23 protein-coding genes are annotated in these 24,244 nt (G+C 38.4%); 3 read left to right on the forward strand and 20 right to left on the reverse strand.

Annotation, left to right across the window (positions count from 1 at the left end):
* Nucleotides 1-59 precede the first annotated feature (59 nt).
* Genes LZ575_RS22625 through LZ575_RS14375 form a run of 3 tightly spaced genes read right to left on the reverse strand, consistent with a single transcriptional unit; the run spans nucleotide 60 to nucleotide 2,560 of the window.
* Nucleotides 60-974, reverse strand: coding sequence for a molybdopterin cofactor-binding domain-containing protein (locus LZ575_RS22625; protein ID WP_255702618.1), 915 nt, complete (start codon nucleotides 972-974; stop codon nucleotides 60-62).
* On the reverse strand, nucleotides 917-2,239 hold the full coding sequence (locus tag LZ575_RS14370; protein ID WP_255702619.1) for a molybdopterin cofactor-binding domain-containing protein: 1,323 nt from the start codon (nucleotides 2,237-2,239) through the stop codon (nucleotides 917-919). The genes LZ575_RS22625 and LZ575_RS14370 overlap by 58 nt, the downstream gene beginning before the upstream one ends.
* A 3-nt stretch (nucleotides 2,240-2,242) precedes the next feature.
* Nucleotides 2,243-2,560 (reverse strand): (2Fe-2S)-binding protein, encoded by a 318-nt coding sequence (locus tag LZ575_RS14375; protein WP_235325145.1) that lies wholly within the window; start codon nucleotides 2,558-2,560, stop codon nucleotides 2,243-2,245.
* A gap of 480 nt (nucleotides 2,561-3,040) precedes the next feature.
* On the opposite strand from LZ575_RS14375, the gene LZ575_RS14380 reads away from it, so the two are divergent.
* Together LZ575_RS14380 and LZ575_RS14385 are read left to right on the forward strand one after the other, a co-directional pair.
* A complete protein-coding gene (locus LZ575_RS14380; protein WP_235325146.1) occupies nucleotides 3,041-3,274 on the forward strand; it encodes a hypothetical protein in 234 nt (77 codons plus the stop codon).
* A 259-nt stretch (nucleotides 3,275-3,533) separates the two neighbouring features.
* Entirely contained in the window at nucleotides 3,534-3,923 is a 390-nt protein-coding gene (locus LZ575_RS14385) for a hypothetical protein (protein ID WP_235325147.1), read from the forward strand.
* 448 nt (nucleotides 3,924-4,371) lie between these two features.
* On the opposite strand, the gene LZ575_RS14390 is transcribed toward LZ575_RS14385, so the two are convergent.
* The 14 genes from LZ575_RS14390 to LZ575_RS14450 all read right to left on the reverse strand — a co-directional run bounded on the left by LZ575_RS14390 (nucleotide 4,372) and on the right by LZ575_RS14450 (nucleotide 18,832).
* Nucleotides 4,372-4,947 (reverse strand): Gfo/Idh/MocA family oxidoreductase, encoded by a 576-nt coding sequence (locus LZ575_RS14390; RefSeq protein WP_235325148.1) that lies wholly within the window; start codon nucleotides 4,945-4,947, stop codon nucleotides 4,372-4,374.
* A gap of 7 nt (nucleotides 4,948-4,954) precedes the next feature.
* A complete protein-coding gene (locus LZ575_RS14395; RefSeq protein ID WP_235325149.1) occupies nucleotides 4,955-5,158 on the reverse strand; it encodes a Gfo/Idh/MocA family oxidoreductase in 204 nt (67 codons plus the stop codon).
* 5 nt (nucleotides 5,159-5,163) lie between these two features.
* Nucleotides 5,164-5,535: an MFS transporter gene (locus LZ575_RS23855; RefSeq protein ID WP_409187161.1), complete on the reverse strand. Its 372-nt coding sequence runs from the start codon at nucleotides 5,533-5,535 to the stop codon at nucleotides 5,164-5,166.
* A complete protein-coding gene (locus LZ575_RS14400; protein ID WP_311195812.1) occupies nucleotides 5,504-6,427 on the reverse strand; it encodes an MFS transporter in 924 nt (307 codons plus the stop codon). The genes LZ575_RS23855 and LZ575_RS14400 overlap by 32 nt, the downstream gene beginning before the upstream one ends.
* A gap of 72 nt (nucleotides 6,428-6,499) precedes the next feature.
* Nucleotides 6,500-8,083 carry a carbohydrate-binding protein gene (locus tag LZ575_RS14405; protein ID WP_235325150.1) on the reverse strand — a complete coding sequence of 528 codons (1,584 nt, stop codon included), beginning with the start codon at nucleotides 8,081-8,083 and terminating at the stop codon, nucleotides 6,500-6,502.
* Nucleotides 8,058-9,443, reverse strand: a complete 1,386-nt coding sequence (locus LZ575_RS14410; protein ID WP_235325151.1) for a PQQ-dependent sugar dehydrogenase — start codon at nucleotides 9,441-9,443, stop codon at nucleotides 8,058-8,060. Before LZ575_RS14410 ends, LZ575_RS14405 begins: the two co-directional genes overlap by 26 nt.
* A gap of 158 nt (nucleotides 9,444-9,601) precedes the next feature.
* Complete coding sequence (locus LZ575_RS14415) at nucleotides 9,602-10,237, reverse strand: hypothetical protein (RefSeq protein WP_235325152.1); 636 nt, start codon at nucleotides 10,235-10,237, stop codon at nucleotides 9,602-9,604.
* Entirely contained in the window at nucleotides 10,170-10,613 is a 444-nt protein-coding gene (locus tag LZ575_RS14420) for a twin-arginine translocation signal domain-containing protein (protein ID WP_235325153.1), read from the reverse strand. The genes LZ575_RS14415 and LZ575_RS14420 overlap by 68 nt, the downstream gene beginning before the upstream one ends.
* Before the next feature lie 14 nt (nucleotides 10,614-10,627).
* Nucleotides 10,628-12,292, reverse strand: coding sequence for a RagB/SusD family nutrient uptake outer membrane protein (locus tag LZ575_RS14425; protein ID WP_235325154.1), 1,665 nt, complete (start codon nucleotides 12,290-12,292; stop codon nucleotides 10,628-10,630).
* Nucleotides 12,293-12,322: 30 nt separating this feature from the next.
* A complete protein-coding gene (locus LZ575_RS14430; protein WP_235325155.1) occupies nucleotides 12,323-13,036 on the reverse strand; it encodes a hypothetical protein in 714 nt (237 codons plus the stop codon).
* A gap of 88 nt (nucleotides 13,037-13,124) precedes the next feature.
* Entirely contained in the window at nucleotides 13,125-15,704 is a 2,580-nt protein-coding gene (locus LZ575_RS14435) for a SusC/RagA family TonB-linked outer membrane protein (RefSeq protein WP_235325156.1), read from the reverse strand.
* Nucleotides 15,705-15,811: 107 nt separating this feature from the next.
* Nucleotides 15,812-16,675, reverse strand: a complete 864-nt coding sequence (locus LZ575_RS14440) for a FecR family protein (RefSeq protein WP_235325157.1) — start codon at nucleotides 16,673-16,675, stop codon at nucleotides 15,812-15,814.
* A 64-nt stretch (nucleotides 16,676-16,739) separates the two neighbouring features.
* Nucleotides 16,740-17,258: an RNA polymerase sigma factor gene (locus LZ575_RS14445; protein WP_235330742.1), complete on the reverse strand. Its 519-nt coding sequence runs from the start codon at nucleotides 17,256-17,258 to the stop codon at nucleotides 16,740-16,742.
* Nucleotides 17,259-17,863: 605 nt separating this feature from the next.
* Entirely contained in the window at nucleotides 17,864-18,832 is a 969-nt protein-coding gene (locus LZ575_RS14450) for a HEPN domain-containing protein (RefSeq protein ID WP_235325158.1), read from the reverse strand.
* Between the two features lie 366 nt (nucleotides 18,833-19,198).
* On the opposite strand from LZ575_RS14450, the gene LZ575_RS14455 reads away from it, so the two are divergent.
* Nucleotides 19,199-20,407, forward strand: a complete 1,209-nt coding sequence (locus tag LZ575_RS14455) for a site-specific integrase (protein WP_235325159.1) — start codon at nucleotides 19,199-19,201, stop codon at nucleotides 20,405-20,407.
* A gap of 510 nt (nucleotides 20,408-20,917) precedes the next feature.
* Here LZ575_RS14455 and LZ575_RS14460 read toward each other — a convergent pair.
* From LZ575_RS14460 to LZ575_RS14470, 3 genes are all read right to left on the reverse strand, one after another.
* Nucleotides 20,918-21,196 carry a hypothetical protein gene (locus tag LZ575_RS14460; protein ID WP_235325160.1) on the reverse strand — a complete coding sequence of 93 codons (279 nt, stop codon included), beginning with the start codon at nucleotides 21,194-21,196 and terminating at the stop codon, nucleotides 20,918-20,920.
* Nucleotides 21,193-22,605 (reverse strand): DUF262 domain-containing protein, encoded by a 1,413-nt coding sequence (locus LZ575_RS14465; protein WP_235325161.1) that lies wholly within the window; start codon nucleotides 22,603-22,605, stop codon nucleotides 21,193-21,195. The genes LZ575_RS14460 and LZ575_RS14465 overlap by 4 nt, the downstream gene beginning before the upstream one ends.
* 252 nt (nucleotides 22,606-22,857) lie before the next feature.
* Nucleotides 22,858-24,195: an ATP-binding protein gene (locus tag LZ575_RS14470; protein ID WP_235325162.1), complete on the reverse strand. Its 1,338-nt coding sequence runs from the start codon at nucleotides 24,193-24,195 to the stop codon at nucleotides 22,858-22,860.
* Between the last annotated feature and the right edge of the window lie 49 nt (nucleotides 24,196-24,244).

Consider the following 24,244-nt stretch of genomic DNA (forward strand, 5'->3'; position numbering starts at 1 on the left):
GTATTGCGTTAAGAAATTGAGAAATAACAGTATTTTAACCAATTACCTGTTCAATTGGTTTAACGTAAATACTTTTCTACAGGATTAATAGGAAGATCCCTCACTCTTCTTCCGGTGGCATTAAAAACTGCATTGGCAATGGCTGCCGCAGTTGGGCCCTGGGCCGCCTCCCCTGCACCCAAAGGAGGTTCCTCAACCATATCTATCACTTCCACCTCCACTTCAGGAATTTCTTCAAACCTGAAAATGGGGTATGTATGCCAGTCTCTACTGCTTACATGTTCCGTATCAAACTGTACCTCTTCGCGCAAAGTCCAGCTGGCAGACTGGATCATCCCTCCTTCTGTTTGATTTTTTAATCCGTCGGGATTTATAGTTTCTCCCGCATCTATAACACCCCACATCTTTATCAATTTTACCAGGTCATCGTCTGCTACTTCCACCAGCGCTGCGACAGCAAAATAGGAAGCAGAATTCTTATACCGTGCAAAAGCATACCCCAGACCTTCGCGGGATGCAGGTTTCACACCCGAGGTGTTTTGTTTAATTTTTTCTACACAGGTCCTCGCCCTCGGATCCTGAAGGTGGTTCAATCTAAAAGAAATAGGATCTACACCTGCTTTATGCGCCAGCTCATCCATAAAAGACTCTATTGCAAAAATATTGGCATAAGCTCCCAGCCCTCTTAAAGCAGAAATTCTTAAAGGGCCTTTGAAAATGTGAGAATCGGTTTTAATATTTGGAATTTCATAGTAAGGCTTCGAGTTCCTTATTGCCCCTCCTCTATAGCCTCCGCCAGGTGCTCCATATCCCCGGTCCAGGAATCTGGCTGGAAGAAGCGAAGACGGATCACCTCCGGGCCTCGTGCTATGTCCGTCACTCCACAAATCATATTTCCAGCCTGTAATTTTTCCGCTTAAGCATCTACTCCCGCCTGCACTCCCATGATCATCGCCGTCCCGTAAGGCTCCCAACGATGTTCCTCATCTCTCATCCATTGCAACCTTACATGCCGACCGGGAAATTCGACCGCCAGTAAAGCAGCTTCAGCAGCAACATCATCTGCAGCATTATGCCCGTAACACCCGGATCCCGGAACTCCTTTTACATGGATAGACTCCCCTTCCATTTCCAAAAGGTTGGCCAGGGTGTCTCTTAAAGGGTAGACTCCCTGGCTGTGGGTATAGACATCCAATTTATTGTTGTTATAATGTGCTACGGCACAGGAAGGGCCATTGGCGCCGTGCATTAGATAAGGTTTAAAATAGGAAGCTTTATGCTGCACCACTGCTCCTTTTACAGATTGTTCCCAGTTTCCTGTATTTTCATCAGTTTCAGTATCTGCAGGTAAGTTTTTGAGATGATCCTTAAGTGGAGTATCCGGTAAAAATTCTTCGCTTTTCCATTTGGCGCGGTTATTCACTTCCCAGCTAATTTTAAGCGCCTGATATTCTTCTTCGACAATCACTCCTACAAAACTGCCGATCTTTACCAGTTTTAAAAATCCCGGCATTTGCTCCAGACCTGTTTCATCCAAAGCGGATAAGGTCGAGGTATACGAGGATGGTCTTATAATTCGGGCGTGTACCATATCGGGAAATTTCAGGTCCTGAACGTACTCCATCTCTCCCCTAACCATGGCGGCAATATCTGTTCGGGGTATAGGTTTGCCGACAACACGCCTTTTGGTCTTGCAATAAAACTCCTTCGGTTCCCGAAGAGTTTCCTCAAGCTGCCGACCTTCAAGTATTTCGAAGAAATTTAAATTCCTGCTGCCATCCGTTACAAGTCCATTCTCCAGCTTAAGCGTGGATGCATCTGAATTTAATTTTTTTGCTGCCATTTCCAGAAGAATTTCCCGGGCAGTTGCAGCCGCTTTTCTTATGGACATTGCACTGGATTCTATGGAGCGGCTCCAGCTGGTATATCCTTCATTTGCTGTGACTCCGGTTTCTGCTAGGTTTACTTCTACCAGGTGCGGATCCATATTTAATTCCTCTGCTGCCACCTGTGCAACTGCAATTCTTATTCCCTGCCCCAGTTCCATTTTACCAGTAAGCACCCTTACCCGGCCATCTTCCAAAACCTGTAACCAGGCATTGACACTATCCTCTAAAAATGGATTCATTTCACAATCTGCCTCAGCCCTCCCTCCCATTAAAGCTTGTGGGCCCAGAATTGAAAACCCGATGCTTACACATCCCATCTGTTTTATAAAATCTCTCCGTCCGGTTTTCATATCCTAAGAATTAGATGCCCGTTTTACTGCTTTAATAACTCTTGAATGAACTCCGCATCTACAAACATTCCTATACAAACCTGCCTGAATTTCGGCATCTGTTGGCGACGGATTTTCTTCCAACAAAGCTACCGAAGCTATCACCAGGCCATTGAGGCAATAGCCGCATTGAGCTGCCTGTTCATCTATAAAAGCCTGTTGTACCTTGTGAAGATTTCCGTTTTCGTCGGCCAGTCCTTCAAGGGTAGTGATTTTCATTTCTGAAGCCTGTTCTATAGGAATAAGACAGGATGGATTGGCCACCCCGTCGAACAGCACCATACACGCACCACACTGGGAGAGGCCACAGCCGTATTTGGGGCTAAGTAAGGTTCAGGTGATTTCGCAATACATACAGGAGAGGAGTCTGGGGATCTACCTCCACCTCGTGATTACTACCGTTAACTGAAATCGTAAATTTTTCTTTCATAAACTGAAGAATTTTATACTTTTTAAAGTCTCAAGTGACAGGTCGAATAAAACAGTTTTAAATACCTTTTGGCGAAAGAGGCTAAAAGACATAAAGCCTATGATACAAATCCAGGTCAGTTGTTTCCTGAAAATACTGATAAAATTTGTTATTCAGCTTAAGTAGAATCACAAATTCCGGTAAAGCAGCCAAAAGTTAAATGTGGAAAAGAAGAAAGTATTGAGTACATTGATCCTAGAAAGCAGAAACTTACCCTTTGTGGTCTATTCGATTTGATATTTTTGTGAGCCTTCTTTTTTGTAGATTAGTTTCTACACCCTTTAGTTTTGATTATGAAAAACATCTTCTCAGCAATTTTACTTCTTACTTCTACAATTGCTATTTCCCAATCGGGCAAGTTTCACAGTTCATTTGTCGAAGATTTTGAAGATTCTACGTCTAATTATTTCAGGTATGGTTCTACCGGAACCAAAGCCGAATTTAAATATAGAATGGGCGTGAATTCTCCCACAGAACCAAATACTGAAATTCTCTCCTTTAAAATAGACCCACAAGATAGTGCTTAGGCAGGGCGTGGACCTGAAATTCTCTCAAAGGACTTTACCCATTTTGGTAATTATTCTGCCCGGCTGAAAGTTCCTCAAGTAAAAGATATTCAGCCTAATGTTGGTGCCGTTGTTGGTTATTTCACCTATCACGTAGATAGCATACCGGGGCTTAGTGAGATTGATATGGAATGGCTCATTGCAGATCCCACTATTATCTATGTAGGCACTTGGACTTACTCACAGCGGGGAACTTAGAAGGATTGGCAGAACCATCGATATGGCTAATGGAATTATATTAAACACAGTTTACAGAGTGGGCCATGACGGCGAAAATTTTCCATTTACCGGAATGCAAAATCAGCCGGAAACGATTGAGGCGATCCCGGACTTTGATGCGTCAGCTAATTTTTACACCTATGGCTTTGACTGGTATAAGGACCGTATTCGCTGGTGGATGATTCATCCTACGAGTGGGGAAAAAATAATTTTATGGGATTATCAGGGATCTACAATGGGAATACCCCAACATCGCTCCCGTTACCGAATGAATTTTTGGCATACCAATAACTGGCCTGTAGAAACAAATCCTCAATCTACTGAAAAACCGCTACAGCCTTACGAACTGGAGGTAGACTGGATGTCTTATGAACCTTTTGAGGGTGAGTAAGAATAAAGAAGTTGATGCAACTAGATGTTTTAATTCAATATTAGAATAAAACAGGATCTGAAATTAAGGATTTTCATTTTTCCACATTGTTGGACGCCTATTTGGGATGATTAACCATTTCTCGATATTATAACTTAGCGGGCCTTCTTTAATAAGTGATGTAATATAAGTTCTACTTACCTAATCTTCTTGCTTACCTAATAAATGCGCAAGCTCTTTTAACGTAAAAGCTTTGACAAATTTTCAATAATTAAAGATTTAACCTTTTCCTTATCAGCCTCTCTTTTTGTAAGACTTACGAGCTTTAAAATTGTTTCGCCCGATAAATTTTGAAGTCATCTCTGATCTTTCTTTCTAGGAATTGCCTACCTACGTTCTTAGCTTCCGTGTTAAACTAAACTCCTCGAGGGGGAATATAAAAGTACTATAGTGGATTTGTGCAAAAAGATTAATTTAATTTCACAATTTGCCCTGTACGTACAGATTCATCGCACGCAAATGCAATGCGTAGACTATTGACAGCATCCTCCGCATGAAGAGAAAGATCCCAATCCAACTTAATGGCATTTAAAAAATACTGCTGTTCCCTGTTACAAAGTTCCTGGTGGTTAGGCTCGTCCTTTAAATCTATCCACGTATCCTCTTCCACAAAATTATCCTCTCTATCCAGTGCTGCTTTATGGAATCTCAAAGATTCGGTTTTGGTATGAGCTTCAATAGAATCAGATTTACCCTTTCCACCCGCTTCCTTTGCTACAATGGATAAGGATCCTTTAGGTCCTATAACATCTTTTACAAAAAATGCCGTTTCACTAATCATGGGGCCCCAACCCGCCTCATACCATCCTACTGAACCATCCTCGAAACGAATCTGGAGTTGCCCATAGTTATAGTTACCTTCAGGTATCTCGTCAGAAAGCCTTGCTCCAATAGCGCTCACCTGTACAGGCTTAGATCGTGTCATCTGGCACATCACATCAATATAATGAACTCCACAATCTACTATAGGACTTAGACTTTTCATCAGGTTTTTATGAACATTCCACATATATCCATGGCTTTGTGCCTTTTGATACAAGACCACAAATTTCAAAGCCTTCTAAGTCATGATAAGCAGCAGCATGAGAAGCTCCCATGTTTCCACACCCAACCACGAGAACACGTAAAGTATTTATTTTATCGGTCATTGAATTATATTTTATTAATTTGAAAAATTCTTTTTGCAGTGTTTCCACTTTAATTAAAACTTGTCTTTAAGTACAGGCTCCTTCTGTAATAATGACTTTTTTGTTTCTGGCGGAGCAGGAGGCGATTGTAATAATTTTTCCTTAAAAAAGAACAGGAACAAAATGGCAACCAGTAATGCAATAGCTCCAGGGATCAACCATATTGACTGCCAGATATAATTTAGTTCCTCATTACTACGGGATACAAAAGTTTCAGTGACGAATCCTGCCACAAATGATCCTATTAACATTCCGACTCCATAGGTTGCGAAAGTGATTAACCCCTGTGCTGAATTCCTAATGGAACCATTGGATTTTTTATCAATATAGATTTGACCCGAGACAAAGAAGAAATCATAACATATTCCATGCAGCACAATTCCCATATACAACATCCAAATTCCTGAGCCCACATCTCCAAAAGCAAAAAATAAATACCTGACAACCCATCGCGAGCATTCCAGCGAGCATTACCTTTTTAATGCCGAGTTTACTGAAGGCAAAAGGCATTAACAACATAAAAAGAAACTCTGATGCCTGGCCCAAGGTCATTTTACCTGCGGCGTTATCCATCCCAATATCATTTAAAAAAGGATTAGCAAAGCTGTAATAAAACGCCAGAGGTATACAGATTATAATGGAACTAATAAAAAAAACAAGGAAAGATCGATCCTTGAATAAGACAAGTGCGTCCAATCCAACTATAGAAGACAGGCTTGCGCTCTGCTTCTTAGGAGGAGTGCTGGGCAAGAAAAAACTAAAAACACCCAATAAAAGCGAACAGGCAGCAGCAATTCTAAAAGTCAAATAGGAAGATTCAATATCCATAAAACCTATCAATAGACCAGCAGCAATCCAGCCTACCGTTCCCAATACACGCACCTTGGGAAATTCTTTTCCCGGATCTTCCATCTGTGAAAAGGAAATGGAATTTGCGAGGGACATAGTAGGCATATAAAGTAGAGTATACAATAAAATTAACCACCAGAAGCCCTCAAAATGTTGCACTGTGCTAATAAAGTAAAGTGTACCTGCACCCAATAGATGCAAAATCCCCAGTACCTTTTGCGCAGAGAAAAACCTGTCGGCAATAAGTCCTACGAAAATTGGGGAGATGATCGCCGCAATTGAGAGATTGGCATAAGCCGCTCCTACCTGAACCGCATCAACATCCAGAGATGTTAAAAGGTAGGTACCCATAGTAACATACCATGCTCCCCAGATGAAATATTCCAGCAGCATAAGTACAGACAGACGTATTCTAATTGATTTCTTCATAAAATGACTTCTCTCAAATCAAAAGCTTGTATTCGCCTCTGATCCATATTGGAATAGTTTCTTTCTATCCTATTAGTTTTCGGAAAAATATATCCAATCAATATCGAATAAATGCTGCTCCTTTCCTTCTGCACTTGTAAATACAAAGTACAAGGTATGTCTTGTGTTAACCTCTTCCAGGCTTGCAGTGAATTCTTTCCAGGAGGAACCACCATCAGCCTTAGCAGGAATAGCAACCGAACCTATCACGGTGCCATCTACACTATCTAAACGAATTTCAACCCTTCCTTCAGTTTTGGGCAACACCCTAAACTTCAGTTTTTCCACATGGTTCAGGTCAATTTGATTGAACTGTATATAACCGCCATTTACTGCTCTTATATAAGCATAGAATTCATTGGTGGTGCTCGTGCCAATACTCACAGAACCCTTATCAAAATCTTCTGCCTGCACATATGGATTTTTTAAGGTTAAGAAGGTGTTGCTCACTAGTGGCTCAATTCCATTGGCACCATTATCTGTATACCCGGCGTTAAGCAAGTAACTTCCCTCGATCCCCTGCCCTATGTGTTCCTTCAGGATTATGGTGTCCTTTAATGGCAATTTACCTGCTTCCTCATTGCCAGTAAGGCTAAGAATGTAGTTGACCATCTCCCGGGCATCCTGGGTGGACAGTTCTGGATGCGGGGACATAAAATGGGCGCCCCAGTTTCCACTTCCTCCCTCAATAATTTTGGTTGATAATTGGTTAATTACATCCTTTTGACCTGCATAACGTTGAGAAATAGCAACATACGAAGGACCTACAGAGTTATCCTTCAACGAGTGGCAGGCTTTACAATCCATCGTTGCTACCATCTGCTGCCCTTTAGCATACCTAAAGTTGGAAATATCACCCCCATTACTCAAAATGACAGCAATATCTTTACCCCTTGGAAGATATCCGAAGGAAAGAGCAACCTGCTCCTTATTAATTTCCAGGTCTTCTTTATCCCTCACTTCAATGCTGTAATCCAGCACTGAATTATCCCAATAGAAGCTTCGATTTGCGGCTGTATGAATTTTAACTTCCGGGGGAGTATTACCAACAAATACTTGTTCGCTGGTAGTTCCCTTTCCTCCCTTATTGTCAGTCACTACAAGTTCTATCTTATGCACACCAGGTTTCGTAAAAGTGTACTCTACGGTTTCTCCTTCCAACTGCATGCCTTCTAAACTCCAGTTGTATTGTAATTTGTCATTCCCATCGGGATCAAGTGATTTTTCAGCAGATAGCTGAACCGTCAAAGGAGTAGCTCCATATTGTTTATCAAGAGAAATCTCTGCTACAGGATTTCTGTTCCCTTCCTTATATTCTATTCGAACCAGTTTGGCATTTGAATTTTTTGAAAACCAGTTAGTGCCATATTCCAGTACGTAGATGGCCCCATCCTGGCCAATTTGAATATCTACCGGGGAATCAAATTGCATGTGGTCCAAAAAAGGTTCCATACGAAGATAGTTGCCGTTTTCATCAAAAGTAACGGCCATTACCCATCCTCTAATCCATTCATATATAATAAGTTTACCATTATAATACTCCGAAAGCTTATACGGTGCATCAGGGTACAGATCGTTGTAAAAAACGGGACTAAGCCATGGCACTAGCTCCGCCATTTCCCACCAAAGGAAATTCTTTTGAATTCCCTTTTCCATACCATATCATAGCACCCTGGGCAGGGGGCAATATCCGTTCTCCCGTGTTATTAGGAGAATCATTTATTGGATTAGCGGGATCTTTTTTGGGTCCTTCTAACTTTGTCTCATAATCATAATGGGGAAAAGCCTGATTGTTTCCAAGAAAATACGGCCAGCCGTAAAATCCAGGACCTCGTGCCTGATTAATTTCGTCAAAACTCATAGGCTCTCCATAGTCACTTTTTACTTTGGTATCAGGACCTACATCGCCCCAGTATAAATTGTTGTTCTTCTCATCCACAGTAAAACGGAAAGGATTACGCAATCCCATGATATAAATTTCGGGCCGACCTTTAGAACCATCTTTTGGGAATAGATTTCCATCAGGAATGGAATAAGTTCCATCATCTTCCGGGGTAATACGTAGTATTTTCCCCTTCAGGTTATCTGTACTGGCTGCCGTAGCTTGATCATCTGCCAGTTCGTGGCCGGGACGCTCATCAACAGGAGGGTAGCCTTCCACCAAAGGATCTTCGGCATTGGTGTTGTCTCCTGTAGAAAGATACAGGTTCCCTTGTGAATCAAAAGCCAGATAGCCAGCCGAATGACAGCAATAAATTCTTTGGGTGGGGATTTCCAGTAATATCTTTTCCGATGACTGATCAAGTTGATCATCAAGTAGTTCAAATCGTGACAGTCGGTTTACCTGCTTTCCCTTTGCTACAGAATAGTACACATACAGCCAGTGATTTTCCGCAAAATTAGGATCGGCAGCAACTCCAAGTAATCCATCTTCAATTCCGGTAAAAACATCCAGATTTGCAATGGTCTTTAGATCCCCGGTCTTACTTTCAAACATCTTAACACCTCCCTTACGTTCTATGAACAGGACATCATTACCAGGTAACAAGGCCATTTGCAATGGTTCATCCAGCCCCTGGGCCAATACTGTGCGTGTATACCGGGTGCTGTCCGGGACATTCAAAGTCGTAGCCCTGGAGTAATCGGCCTGCTTATTTCCTCCTATTACATACACCAGTCCTTTTTCTATATCTTCTGCACTATAATTCTTTTCCAGTTTAAGTAGCCTTCCCTGATCTATTGACAACTCGGCACCTTCCTTTTGCTCAGTTAGAGTTTGAAGCCACGGCCATCCTTTTTTCTGCAGTAGCGTATCTGGCAGGGTGATGATCCCACTTCCCCCGGCTTCCATATAGCGTTTTAAAGCTGGTATGGATCGATGACCCAATTGATTGATAGAAGAATTTGGTAGAATAACGGCGCTTATCCGGGAGAGGGAATCATCATTGAAGTACTGCTCATTGCTGGTTGTAACCACCTCCCATTTTCTAGAATCAGCTAATCTTTCCAGCTCCTGGGTCAAGTTTCCATTACTCTCCGAATAATAAAGAACTTTAGTAGTGGAGCGGGATTTAGAACAAGAAACCAGTAATACGCAACACATCAAAAATAGTACTGCGCAACTTTTAAATTTAATCATCCCACAGTGTTTAAATTAATTGCCAACCCATCTTTTTCTTTACTTACATCAGCGGCTTTTATAAAGGAAAATATCTCTATAGTTTCCGCTTCTGAAACAGGAGGCTCCCCTGTTTCAAAGAAGGAAATTATTTGTTTTATTAATGGGTCATAGGTACTAAAGGGCCCTAAAGGAGCGATCCCTTTTTCACCAAAAGCCGTTCCTGCAATATTGCTTGCCCCTTCTCGTATGGCTCGTACCGTTCCTATTCTTCCATCTTCCCAAACTCCGGTTATAACATCTGTTCCTTGTTGATGGATTCTGGAAACCGAAGTACACCCCTTCCCCATCACAGTAAAAAGCATTTCTACCCCGTGTATGGCATACCATGCAAGATCAAGGTGACCTCTTTCCAGTGCTCCGGGGGTATATACATCTGCACCCATTACTTTACCAATTGAACCTTGAACTACCTTTTGGACGTTTGCATCGAAACGAAGCGCAGAGCTAGTGAAGATTGGGGTCTTAAATTTATTGGCCGCTGTATAAATACGTTTGGCATCTTTAAGAGTGGCAGCAACGGGTTTATCTATGAACATTCTTTTTCCCGCACGCAGCACTAAGTAATGCCTGTTCATAGTGGGTTCTTCCATCGTTACTTTCCAGCAGCACAACATCCACCCTGGTAAGAAGTTCTTCAATAGAGGCAACTATTTCTACTCCGTTTGCTTTAACAGCTTCTATGATTTTCGGCTTCATCTCAAGAGCGGAAGGTATATCCTTGCTTCCATGGGGATAGGCAGCAACTACTTTATAGCCTGCCATTTCCAGGCCTCCATTATTGATCGCTTCAGTAAAGACCTGACTATGGGAAGTGTCAAGACCAATAATTCCAATCCTTTTTCCAGAAGGTGATAAAAAACCTTCTGGAAACGAAGTGGAGCCTAAAGGCATAAAACTTAATCCGGCGCCAGCGATAGCGGTTGTTTTTATAAAATTCCTGCGATTGTAATTTGTTGTATTCTTCAAAATTTTAAATTTTATCAATAATTCGGATGTTGAACTAAAGCGCCGTTAGATCTATCTATTTCTATCTGGGGAATTGGAAAAGGCCAGCTGTTTTCACCAGCGTTTACCCCTTGATCTGCAAAACCGTATTCTTCATAGTAGGCCTTCATCGTGGAAGCGTAATCTCCCCATCTAATGAGGTCATATAACCTCAATCCCTCAAGAGCCAATTCTAGTCTACGCTCTTTTTTTATCGCTTCATATATATCATCTGAGGCTTTAATAGCATAATTTGCTTCAAAGGTAGCGTCATCAATATCTAATAAGCCTTCTTCAAACAATCTATAAATGGCTGCTTCATCCGTTTTGGAAGTAGTTACAAAAGCTCTTCTTCTCACCTGGTTTACACTTTCCAATACTTCTGCGGTACTCCCTCCTGTTTTGAACAAAGATTCGGCATAAATCAGTAAGATTTCCGAATATCTCATCCAATAAGGTTGCCAGTTACTCATCAGTAAATTGTTCTGTTGACGGTATTGCTGGGGAACAAAAGCCTTACGACTATGCTGCAGGGAAAATTCGTTATAATAGCCTCTATAATTATGCACTTCCTCGCCTCCTGAGGAGGTAGGGAAAATATCGTTATGGCTTATTATGGTAAACATTTTTCGTGGATCTGCAGGATTATAAGCTGCTGCCAAATCTTTGGTAGGAGTATTACCACCATATCCTCCTACATTATTACGCCCCACATTCATAATAGCGGCAGCGTCACCTCCAAGGCCAAAAGCAGGATCATAATTTCGCAAAACCCCAAAAATTACTTCTGTTGAAAATGGGCCAACAGTATAATCACCACGATACAAATCCTGAAAATCAGGCAGTAAATTTAGATTTCCGTTTTCAATGATTTCTTGTGAAGCATTAACGGCGATTGAATATTCTGCCATAGCATCACCTTCCATCCGTCCCTGTTCCATTATTCCGGCAAAAAACAGAGCTGCCCGGGCCTTTAGACCGTATGCCGCATCTTTAGTTGCTCTTCCTTTTTCAGTAGCCACCGGGATTGCCTGGAGTCGGGGAAATGCCTGTTCATTAATAGCATCATCCAGGTCCTTGTAAAGCTGGTCCCTAAGTTGCTGAATAGTTGCTTTTTCTTTACGGGTATCAGGAGATTCCACCGTAAGAACTAAAGGAACTTCCTTAAAAACAGTAATCAGATCAAAATAATACCACGCCCTTAGGAACTTCACTTCTGAAATAAAGCGAGCCAGTTCTTCTTCCGATAGACCATTCTCTACAAACCTTTCTCCATTGCGTTCAAAGGCATCCAGGGCTACATTGCATTTTCCTATTCCCCGATATCTATTATTCCAGGTTTCGAAAAGTAACGCATTGGATGGCAATGGCCTTCCTGTTCCCACTTCAAAGGTTTGTGGTCTGTCTCCAGGATCAGAACCACCTCCATTGGCATTGTCCACCACTTCTTCTCCTACAGCAATTTTGTTTACCGTATATCCCCAACCATCCAGCATAGGCTGATAAGAGCTGGTAACCAGTTTCAAGGCTGCATCAGGGCTTATTACGTACTGATCTTCAGTTAATACTCCATTGGGATCCCTCTCAAGAAAATCCTTAGAACACGATGATATCACTATCATAGTAATGAAGGTCAATATCACTAGTGAATATTTGTTCATAATAGTATATTTAATTCGTTTATTTTTTGTTTAAAAGGAGGCATTGATTCCTAACATCACAGAAGAAGCTTGAGGATAATACCCTTGATCAACTCCCATACTAAGTGGAGAGCCACTTCCTATTTCAGGATCCAGCCCGGAATAACCTGTTAGAGTCAACAAATTATAACCTCCAGCGTAAATGCGGATTTTCTGAATGTCTGCCTGTCCTATTAAGGAGGCTGGCAGCGTGTAACCCAGCTGAATATTCTTTACTCGTAAATAAGAGCCATCTTCCACTAACCAATCAGAAATTTGCATATTGTTTTGGTTATTCGCATTTATCTGGAACTGAGAATTGCTTGGGTTTGTAGGTGACCATGCTTGATCCATCAAGTCTTTTGGGGCATTATACCAACCCACTCCAGACCTCATATCTATTTTTGAAATATTAACAATTTCGTTCCCCAAAGTTCCCTGCATCAGGATTTGCAGATCAAAGTTTTTATATTCCCCTCCTAATCTTAATCCATAGGTGAGGTCAGGAAAAGGGTCCCCAATATACGTCCTGTCTTCATCATTGATAATCCCGTCATTATTTGTGTCTACAAAACGTAGATCTCCGGGTCTCGCATCATTTTGTACATAGGAATCTACTTCTGCCTGAGACTGGAAAATCCCAGCTGTTTTGAATCCATAGAAATATCCAATGGGCATACCTTCTTCTGTCATAGTGGTAGTATAACTGCTTAGTCCAGTTACCACCGCTTATGGGCTCTCCCTGCCCTAGACTTATAACTTTATTGGAAACCGTGGATGCATTAGCTGAAATAGAATAACTGAAATCCCCGAGCTAATCCCGATAGGTTATTTCTGATTCAAAACCTCTGTTGCGAATTTCCCCAGCATTGGACCAGGGGCTATTGGGATAACCTAAATACGACGGAATGGGAACACTTAGTAACATTCCTTCTGTGTTTTTTTGGTAATAATCCAATACCACACTTAAACGATTCCTGAAAAAAGATAAATCCAGCCCTATATCAACTTGTTTTGTTTCTTCCCAACGGATATCCTGGTTACCTATATAATTAACTCCTCCCATAAGTTGTGGCACATAAGAGCTTCCAAAGAGAAAGTACCCCATATTACCAGAATAGGTACTCAGGTAAGCCCCTCTGCTTATATTTTGATTACCTATTTCTCCCCAACTGGCTCTTAACTTTCCAAAGCTTAGCCAGGAGGCATCTTGCATAAAAGATTCTTCTGAAAAATTCCATCCTACAGACAAGGAAGGGAAAGCACCCCATTTATTGTCAGGCCCAAAATTGGAAGAACCGTCATACCTAAAATTAGCAGTCAACATATAGCGTTCATCATAGGAGTAGAACAACCTACTAAAATAGGAATGAAGAGTGCTGCCCCATTTTGTACCTGAAGCTTGTGGATTAATACTACCTCCACTAATTATTCGTTGACTGGGATCATTGGAAACAAATCCCTCACGCGATGCTCCAGTAGATTCTCCCTGCCATTCCTCTGCTGATGTTCCTACTAGCGCAGAAATTTTATGAATACCGAATTGCTTATCAAAGGATAATGTATTTTCTATCTGGTAATAATTGTTTTTACTTATACTTTTCCCTACGACGGCATTTGAGCTGAATTGATCTCCATCAAGAAAATATTCAGGAGTAAACGAATCCGAAGCTCCTCTCGATAAATCAATACCAATATTTGTACGCCATTTTAACCACTCAGCAAATTGAATATCTATGGCTCCCCCTCCTTTTATACCAATTCCTTCCCATTTGTTCTCATTGTAAATAGCAGTTTGTGCCACTGGATTGTGTTTATTGGAAAACAACACAGGACTGTATAAGGACCAGGGGTTGTTTGGATCTATTCTGTCAAGAAAAAAAGAGTCATTCATAAACTCGGGAATATCCGTCAAATTTGTCCTGTAGACGGGAGAAATTGGATCAGCTACAAAAGCGATGAAAGCAGTATTGAAACCGGGACTATTCTCTAATACATTTCCTCGCTCTTCGTTAACAATCGAGATATTTCCTGATATATTTAACCAGTCCTTTGGTTTGTGGTTGAAATTCGTTCTCCACGATAAGCGTTCATAATCCGAGCCTTTAATGATCCCCTCCTGATCCATATAACTCAAGCTGCTCCTGTACCTTAAATTCTTTGCACCCCCGGAGAAAGAAAGGTTGTAGTTTTGAACCATTGCATTTTCATTTTCAATTTCCTTCCACCAGTTAGTTCCTTCTTCAGATCCGGTGTTCGTTCTTAAAAACTGAAGAACCGCAGCCTGTTGATCCTGGGAAAAAAACGGATCTAAACCAGCATTCACGTTGGCCAGGTTCTTGTATTCCATAAACTGGGCAGCGTTCATCATATCATAGGTTTTTATGGGATTTTGGAATCCTGTATAACTATCAAAGGTTATCAGGTTGCTTTCCACTCCTTCTGAAGAACCTTTAGTAGTTATCATAATCACTCCATTGGCTGCCCTTGCTCCATAAATGGAGGTAGAAGATGCATCCTTTAATATATCCATGGAAGCTATATCATTTGGATTCAGCCAGCCAATATCAGATTGAGGCAACCCATCAACCACATAAAGAGGGTCGTTATTATTCACGGTTCCAACTCCTCTGATTCGAACTGCGGGAGGTGTTCCAGGGCTTCCTCCCGTGGAGGTAACTGTCACTCCTGCGGATTGACCTTGCAAAGCTTCGGCTGCACTTCGAATAGGCATATTTTCCATATCCTCCCCACCTACCTGACTAACAGATCCAGTTACTTCACGCCTCAATTGGGTTCCATAGCCAACTACAACTACCTCTTCCAAAGCTTCAGAATCTTCTTCCAGTTGAATCGTGAACATACGGCTATCACCTACCGTCCTTCGTGCTACTTTCATTCCTATATAAGAAAATACCAAAATAGATTCTGTGGAGTTTACTTCAATAATGAAGTTTCCGTCAAAATCAGTTACAACCCCATTATTGGTCCCTTCTTCCTGAACAGTGACCCCCGGGAGAGGCATTCCGTTAGAATCTGTCACAACTCCCTCTACACTGAATTGAGCAGCGGACAGGTGTTTCCCAGATTGCTTAACTTTAACAGGAGAATCTAATGCTATAGCTATATTATTACCAATCAGCTTTAATTCATATGGAGTTCTTCTTGAAATTTCATTTAAAACTTCATCTATATCTCTTCTTTCAAATCTAAATGTGCCTAATAATGGGGTGGTAAGTTTGATCTCACTCCCATAGGCAAATTTAAAATCGGTTTGTGATTCCACTTCCTTTACAATTACCTGAAGTGTTGGATTTTTTACTGTAAAAGTGATTTGTTGAGGATTTATCAACAAGGGGATGGAAAAAAACAGTGTTAAGAGTAATTTGTTCATACTTAATTGTTAAATTTGAAATACAGAAAGCCGACGACACACCTGTGTCGGCAATACTTTTGTTTAATAATTAAAGGGTCATCTATTTGACGGTGGAGACCCTTTTTTTAATTCGTTATGACTTTTATTTCCTTCGTTTCTTTGTTTATTTCATAATTTTTGTGTGTTATTACAGACAATAGATTTAGTATTTGTTCCAGGGAATCTTCCTTGTTTATTCGCATTGTTACCCTCAAATCCGGTTCATAAACATTTCTTGCAAAACGGTACCCATATTGCTTTTCAAGAAAATTAGAGAGTTTGCCCATAGGAATATAATCGAGGTCTACAAAGGACTTCCCGGGCTTAAAGGAGATTTCAGAATCAAGTTTGCCCACCACAACTTTTCCGTTTTCATAAACAAGACTCTCCCCTTCGATGAGCGACCATTTTCCTCGAAGATCTTTTGCGGTAATAAGAAGTCTTCCTGTAAATAAGGATACCGTAGTTTGAACCTTATTTGGACTCTCGGTTATTAAAAAAGAAGTCCCGAGAGCTATTGTTGTTATATGCTCTGTCGTAACCCTGAATTGCGCTAGCGAGTCTTCTTTTACATCAAAGAAAGCCTCTCCTTTTAGGTCTACATTTCGGGAGTTTTTAAAATTCTTCTCATAATGAAGTTCAGAACCCTGTTTTAGCATTACCAGAGTGCCATCGGGTAAATTCACTTCCTTATCAACCTGTGAAAAGTTTTGAACCCTTATTTGTGAATTAGAAAACTCTATGAATAAATAGCTGGTAAAAAGCAGAACTACAGCTGCTGCAGCCAATCCAGCTCTAAAATAATTAGGAGAAGATCGTTTCTCCCTGCTTTTCAATACAGAATGAAACCTTTTCCATGAATCATCAATATGTTCCCGGGCTAAGGGTTCAACAGGAGTATCCCAAGCTCTTGAGAATTTATCCTCATTATTATATTCGCCGTTCTTCACTTAATATGTTAAAGGTATCTACTACTATAACAATTGAGAAAAAGAAAGTTCCTATAGTTAAATGTTAAAATTGTGATTTTTTTATTTCTTTTTGAATTTGCTGTTGTGCCTGATAGATATGGTTGGCTATCGTTCTTTTAGAAATGGAGAGATATTCCGCTATCTCTGAATAGGTTAGGTTTTCAATTTTGTGAAGTAAAAATATTTCTTTTCTCTTTTTGGGCAGCCTCTGAATAATAGAAAATAATCTCGCCCGATTATTATTGTCCCCTGGGACATCCTTTTCCTCTTCCACGCTCTCGCACTCAAAATGAGATAAATCCCGCGCCTCACGCTTTAGATGGTTTATAATTAGATTTTTACAAATAACAAAAAGTTGTTTGTCAAGTAATACTTCCTCCTCCAACTGATCTTTTTTCTCCCATACTAATAGAAAAGTTTGTTGGACAAAATCATCCGGCTCCAGGGTTTGTAAGCCGAACCTTTTCGCATAAGAAAATATTTTGGAATAATAGTTCTTATATATCTTTTCCAGGGCACTAACATCTCCCCTTTTTAAAGATTTTACTAAAAAAGTATCCACTTTTTTCAAAAGTATTTTTTTTAAACTTACTCATAAGTAAAACAAAATGAAAGTTTTTAATAAAAATCTTTCTATTACATCAAAAATTTATTAAAGTCAAAGTGAAAGACAAAAAATTTATTAATTGCACGCAAGAAAAAAGATGCTTTTAATTGAAAACGTCCATTTTCATATTAACAATAAATATTCGAAAGTTGAAATGTGGTGGAACTATGGCTAGAACTTCAGATTAAAATGGAATAAAAACCCAGAAAGAAGATTTTAAACCTCTTCAGCTTTTGATGTGAAGCAATTAAATTCAAGTAATATTCGGTCAATAGCATCTTATGTAACGAAATACGTAACAAAGAATGATGCAAAGTTTAAATCAGGTTTGGAATTGTTCTAAGCGTGTTTCCGAACTCTACACAGACTTTTTATACTACTACAGAGTTACAGATCAATTTAAGCGTTTAAATGCTGTTCTAAAAGAGTTTGAAGTAAAAGATCATATGGAACATCCATTTCTAAAAATCAAAATGATTGACTTGAATAGAAATACTTTGCCCTTATATAGAAGATTGGATGAATAAAACAAATTCTTGAATAAATAAAAAAAGGATCAATCATGTAAAAATAAGCTTATTAAAAAATATATCTAAATCCGATTTTTCCGAAAAAACTTCAGAATCTTCCTCAATTACTTTTTTAAGAAGTACTCGTACAATATTATCAAGCTGGGAAGAAGTCTGCTTGAGTTTATCGTTCGAATATTTCTTATGTAATTTTTGACCATGGACAAATTTTGATCTTATTGCATAACACTCTTTTATTGTTTTAAACGTTTTAAGTTTTTCAAAATCATCTTTTAAGTAAAAGGAAACTCTTTCAGATACTTTATGGGTAACTTCTGAATTATCAGTTGTAAATAAGGTTTCTAAAATGCCAATGTAAAATGAGATTTTAAGAGGTAAAAAGGAATTTGATCTGGCTACTGTTAAGAACATAATAGCCCTTTGTATGCGATTAGTACTATGATATAATAAATAATTAATATCCCCAGGTGTTATATTTCCGAGGTTTTGATTTGGTTTATTAGAAATAGTTTCATCAGGTAAATCATTATTCTGTAACTCAATTATTTTTTCTGTTATCTCGATTGATTGTAAAATCTCCTGAATAGTAAATATTCCATCTTTGTACAGGCCTTCTGAATTACTAAAAAAGATTGTTCTTGAACGATTAAAAAAATTATTCGTCTTATTCGAAATATCAAGATATTCTCTGGTGTTACAACTACAATCCTTTATAAACCAAAGATTAGATATTATCGTCTGAAAATATTCCAAGAATTTTTCAGAATTTCTAATTCTAACCTCAGGCGTTTCATTTTCATCAATAGCGTTATAAAAGTACGGAGTGTTTTCTAGTGGTGGTAAATGATTTATTCCAAAGTGGTAGACAGAATTTTTACTTTCAAAAACTTTTTTTAGAAAAGTGTCTTTATCGGAGAATTTTGAAAATCCAAAATCAATATCAAAATTTTTTTCTTTAATTCTAAGATATCGTGTAGAACAAATGAATAATTCACTCATAATGATAAACTAAAATAGATTATATACAACTCAAATATATTCTTTTATGGGTAATATTCATTCCGATCATCTTTATATGTATTGTTTTAACTTTATTCCACCCCTCATTCCGCCCCTAAAATAAAAAAAGCCCCACAAACGCAATGTTTATAGGGCTTTTCAGGCATTAAAAGTGGTCCCACCTGGGCTCGAACCAGGGACCACCTGATTATGAGAAGTTGAAATTGATTTTCTTTAAGTTGCATTTATATTCTTATATATTGATTGTCAGTAATTTATGATTTTTTATTAGGTAGCAATTTTCATATATTTTACCTTTAAGGGGCAATTTGTTGTACCTATGTTGTACCCGTTTTTAGGAATAATATGATAAACGTCAGGATAGTTTTACGGAAAAAAAGGCTCTCTAACGGGGAATTTCCGGTGTGCCTTAGGGTTACGAAAGACAGAAAAACAAAATATTTCAAAACTCTTTTTAACGCTACAGAAGAAGAGTGGAATTCCACTACAGGAAAGTTTAATAAACGAAATAATAATTACCTTCAGAACAATAGGCTTTTAATTAAATTCCAGGATCGAGCGTTAGAAATTCTTGGGGAATTAAAGATTGAAAGCGACGACTTTACTTTGGATGATTTTGAGAAGAATTATCGAGTGGTCACAAATCCGGTACAAAATAACGTTTTTACGTTCTGGAATGAGATTATAGAAGAAATGACCCAGGCAGGAAGAATGGGAAATGCCAGGATAAACCGCGAGGCCTATAAATCGATTTTAAAATTTAATAGAACAAAAAACCTGACATTTAAAAACATTACCCCAACTTTTCTAAACAAATATGAAGTTCATATGCGGGCAAGAGGCGGTACCGATGGCGGTATAGGAGTTCCTATGCGTGCCTTGAGAGCTCTCTATAATTTTGCCATTGAACGAAACATGGTTAAAGAGGAATATTATCCATTTAAAATCTATAAGATTTCGAAATTGAAAGGGAAAGGATTGAAAAAAGCATTGAGTATGGAGCAAGTGAAGAAAATAGTCTCACTTGACCTGGAGCAACATCCCTGGTTGACCAACAGCCGTAATTTCTTTGTCTTTAGCTTTTATACCCGAGGGATGAACTTTGCCGACATGATGAAACTGGAGTGGAAACAAATTGATGAAGACAAGATATATTATACCAGGTCCAAAACCAAAGGCACCTTCATTATTAAAATTGTTTCTCCAGTTCAAGACATCCTGAACTTCTATAAAGAACAGAAACGAGATACGAAGTATGTCTTTCCCATTCTCTTACACGATAACCTTACCCCCTCCCAGGTTGCAAACAGAAAACATAAAGTACTTCAAAGATATAATCTTCAATTGAAGGAAATTGCTGAAATCTGTGGGATTAATAAAACACTAAGTAGTTACGTAGCCAGGCACAGTTTCGCGAATTGTATGAAGCAAAAAGGCGTAGCAACTGATATCATCAGCGAATCTTTGGGACATCAAAATATGGCCGTTACCCAAGCTTATTTAAAGGAGCTTGATAGTTCCGTACTGGATGACGCCGTTGAACTTCTAATTTAAGACCTATGATGAAATCTTTGCACTCATTACTTTTAATATTCGCCAGGCGTAGCTTTGAAAATTGTCTCAAGGAAATATTCTGCTCTTCCTAAAAAGTTAATTTAGATTTTTTAGATTGACAAATTAATAACTTTTATGGGAGTTCAATGCCTGAACAATAGTAGTAATGGTGAGTATAAATACTATTAAAAAACATATTACAGGTATCATCTTTATACCATTAATAAGATAAATTTGAATCAGAAAAAATATATTTAAAATAATAGGTGAGAATAAAATAGTTAAGAAAGCAATACCCGCTGGGATTTTTAGAAGTCCGCTCACCTTTTCATTTTCATATTGGTAATTAAGAATATGATGAAGTAACGAAAAAGGTTTTATAATATTTATTGTATCTGTAGTAGCACCTAAGCTAAACATTCTCCTACTTACAGTTTCAAACAATGGGATAAGGTTAATATTGTTATTCCACAAGGTTATATTCTGAAGATATAGAAATGAAAAAATTAACTACAAAAAATTCGAAATAACACTGGAATCCTTAATCCCAAAAAAGGATTCTAAATTCAACACCTCAGAACCTTCTAAAAGGACTAAAAAATAAATAGTTACAACGGTTATCATCCCCAATGAATTTTGGGTGATTTTTTTATTATTAGACCTGATGTTCTCCGTAATTAAAGAATGGTAATTGATCAAATAATTTTCATTATTAATTTCCTGATCTTCTTTATAAGCTCTGAAGATTTTATCCGCGTCAATACGAATCTTATCTAAATCTTTACTCATTCCACATTTTTATGAAAAAATTTGTCTCCTTTTGATTGGTTATGATATGAGCAAAGGAGGTCTCCATTATCCAAAGTAGTTTTACCCCCTTTCGCGTGCGGGATTACGTGATCTGCTTGGTACTGTGACCAACTAACTTTTGCTTCTTTCTCTGGCTTACCATCTCTCAAGCATTGCTGACATAGTCCCTTTCCTTTTCTATAAATTAGAATCCGGTCAAGTTCTGAAAAAGCTCTTTTGCTGTCCTTTTCTAATAATTCAAAATCAATCTCCTTTACATATTCAAAAAAGAGTTGTCGCATTATCCTGTCTCTAACTTCTAAATCGTGCTCCCCCTGCTGTCTACGATTACTAAATGTGAGCATATCATTGTCTTCAGAATCTTCATAGGTTTTCCAGCGAGTATGAAAATCATAAATAAAATCTCTCACCACTTCCTGTGTAGGTTCGTTTAAAACATAATACATTCTAAGATGCCTGATGAGCATATATACCGAAATAATAAAGTATTCTACTGAGAGTTCTTTAATGCCGTTTTTATGATCCAGCATTGGGTCATCCATAAAAATGGAATAGAATGCTTTTAAATTTCTAATTACCTCCTTTGCAACATGTTCATTTTCGTAACTATAATCACCAATCCCTTTTGATATTTTTTCTTCCTCAATAAATTCGGTAATTTTTTTATCGCTTAAATCGGCATATCCTCCATTTTTTTCAATTAGAATAAACCTAGCCATAAATTGGAGATGCTTCATTCTTCCATTATCTACATTTAATAAGCTGAAAAAATCCATTTTATCAGGATTAGAATCAATTGGCTCATAATTTTCATAATCAAAAGTCAAGTCATCAGCATATTTTACTATAAAGTTCCGGCTTAAGCTAGATAACTGGGCGTGAGCTACCTCCATGTAATTGAGAGTCTCACCTTGCTGGAGTCTCCAGAAGATTTCCGTAGCAATTATCTGATGTTCTACGTTTTGAGGCTCATCAATATTTTTAATTACATCAGCCTCATATTTAAGAGATTTATCTATAAACTTCCGTACATCAGTATCAAGGTCTTTGTAGTATTTTCCTGCCAAGTCATCACTTAGATCTTCTAAACTTTTCGGTAATTTATAGTTGTTAGCAAAGAAATCCTGAACAGTGGTAATACGTTGCTGTCCATCAACAATTTCAAAAACAGTAGTATTTTCGCCTAATCGCACCTCCCTAATTACCAATTTAGGGATATAATATCGGCGGAATAAACTATCCATTAAAGCCTGTTTCTTTTTGCGATTCCATACCACCTTGCGCTGGTAAGGTGGACGAGTTACAAAATCTTCTTTATAATCATAGAAATCTTTAATACTGATTTCTTTAGAGGTTATTATGTACTCGGATTGTGGATTGAATGCCATATTCTATTTTTTCTACTCTTTAATTCTAATTAATGAGCCCTTTATGAGCCCTTGTCCATACTCTTATTATAAACATTGAGCCCTTCATTAGATTGAATAATAAGGTAATTTTAATCTATTCTAGTTTGTTCTTAATCTGTTCTAGGTCTGTTCTAGTCTGTTTTAATCTGTTCAACTCTGTCTTATTCTGTTCTAGTTTGTTCTAGTGTGTATATTTTAATTAAGCCCTTATCAAGCCCTTTAGGTATTTCGTTATGAGCCCACATTGAGCCCTTTTAAAACATAAACAGTACCTACTCCTGTGGTTCCTACTTTTTCAATAAAATTATTTTCCAAATCATTTAAATATCTGGTTGCAGTAGCTTTGCTAACATTACAAATATTTTGAACTTGTGAATTTGTAATAGTTTCATTTGCTTGAATATGAAGAACTATTTGCCTAAGTTCTTTTTTGACACCCATCTCTTTAAGGCCTTCATCAGAATATTTAAAAAGTTCTACTTGAAAATCGGGAGGATCATTGGAAAAAATCGGAGGCGCAATTTTATGTTCTTTGCAAGCGTTAATTATTTTAATAGTCCCCCGCCCCCAGGATTCAATATAACCAGCTCTAAATAATGCATTTGCTATATCAGGATTAAAAGGTTTGGAAGGATGTTTTCGTATTAATCTATCTACAGTCCAATTTTCTGGTAACTGCCCTTCATTCCAGAATATGATTTTATCACGATAAACACTTATTTGAATAGGGATACCACTACTATAATCTTTATGTGCAATAGCATTCAATAATGCTTCGCGAATTGCATCCTGCGGGAAAGTGAATTTTTCTTCCCTACTCCCTTCTTTATATGAAATAGTGGCTGTATCATACTTGGTTCTCAACAAGTCCAATGCCTCTTCCGCTTGTTCTATAAGGTTCCCTTTTACTTCATCCTGAAACTTTAAATCATCATCAGATTCAAAAAAGCCAATCTTAATATAAGCCCCTGTGACATATTTTTCAGGGTTTGGATGAAACAGAAGTATTGCCCCACGTTTCAACATTTTCTCCTCTTCAAGATAGAGATGCAGACTCTCTAATAACTCCTGATTGCTTTCCTGTAAATCTTCTGGCTCTAACCTATTGCTTTTTGCCGCTTTAGATTTAAAAAACGTAAAAGTCCCATCTTTAAGATCTCTAACTTCTATATTTGGAACTTGCACCCCATCCCATTTTTTACCTTGGCGCTCCAATAAAAATTTGGTTAGAGCGGCACCCTTTAATTCCTGTAAAGTGCTTCCGGAACGGTAATAATATTTACCTCTTAAACTTATAGGAAAAGGATATGGTTCTACTACGATTTCCAGATACTCGTTATTCCCTTCTGTATGAAGATTTACATCCAGCATCAACCCTAATATATCTCGTGCTTGGTTAGGAATATCTTCCAGTAATTTTCTAGCGTTGGATAAATGTTTTACCTGTCCATCATCCTTTTTTCCGATAAATAAGATGCCACCTTGGGCATTGGCAAAACCACAAACCCATTTAAAATATTCCTCTCGCCAGGATTCTTTCCATTCTATATTCTGTGATTCTCGGTTCATAAATAATCAGCTATTTTATTTCAAAATGGAGAATTTACTCCTCTACTTC

Origin of the sequence: Antarcticibacterium sp. 1MA-6-2 (assembly GCF_021535135.1) — a bacterium.
In the GTDB taxonomy this organism is placed as follows: domain Bacteria; phylum Bacteroidota; class Bacteroidia; order Flavobacteriales; family Flavobacteriaceae; genus Gillisia.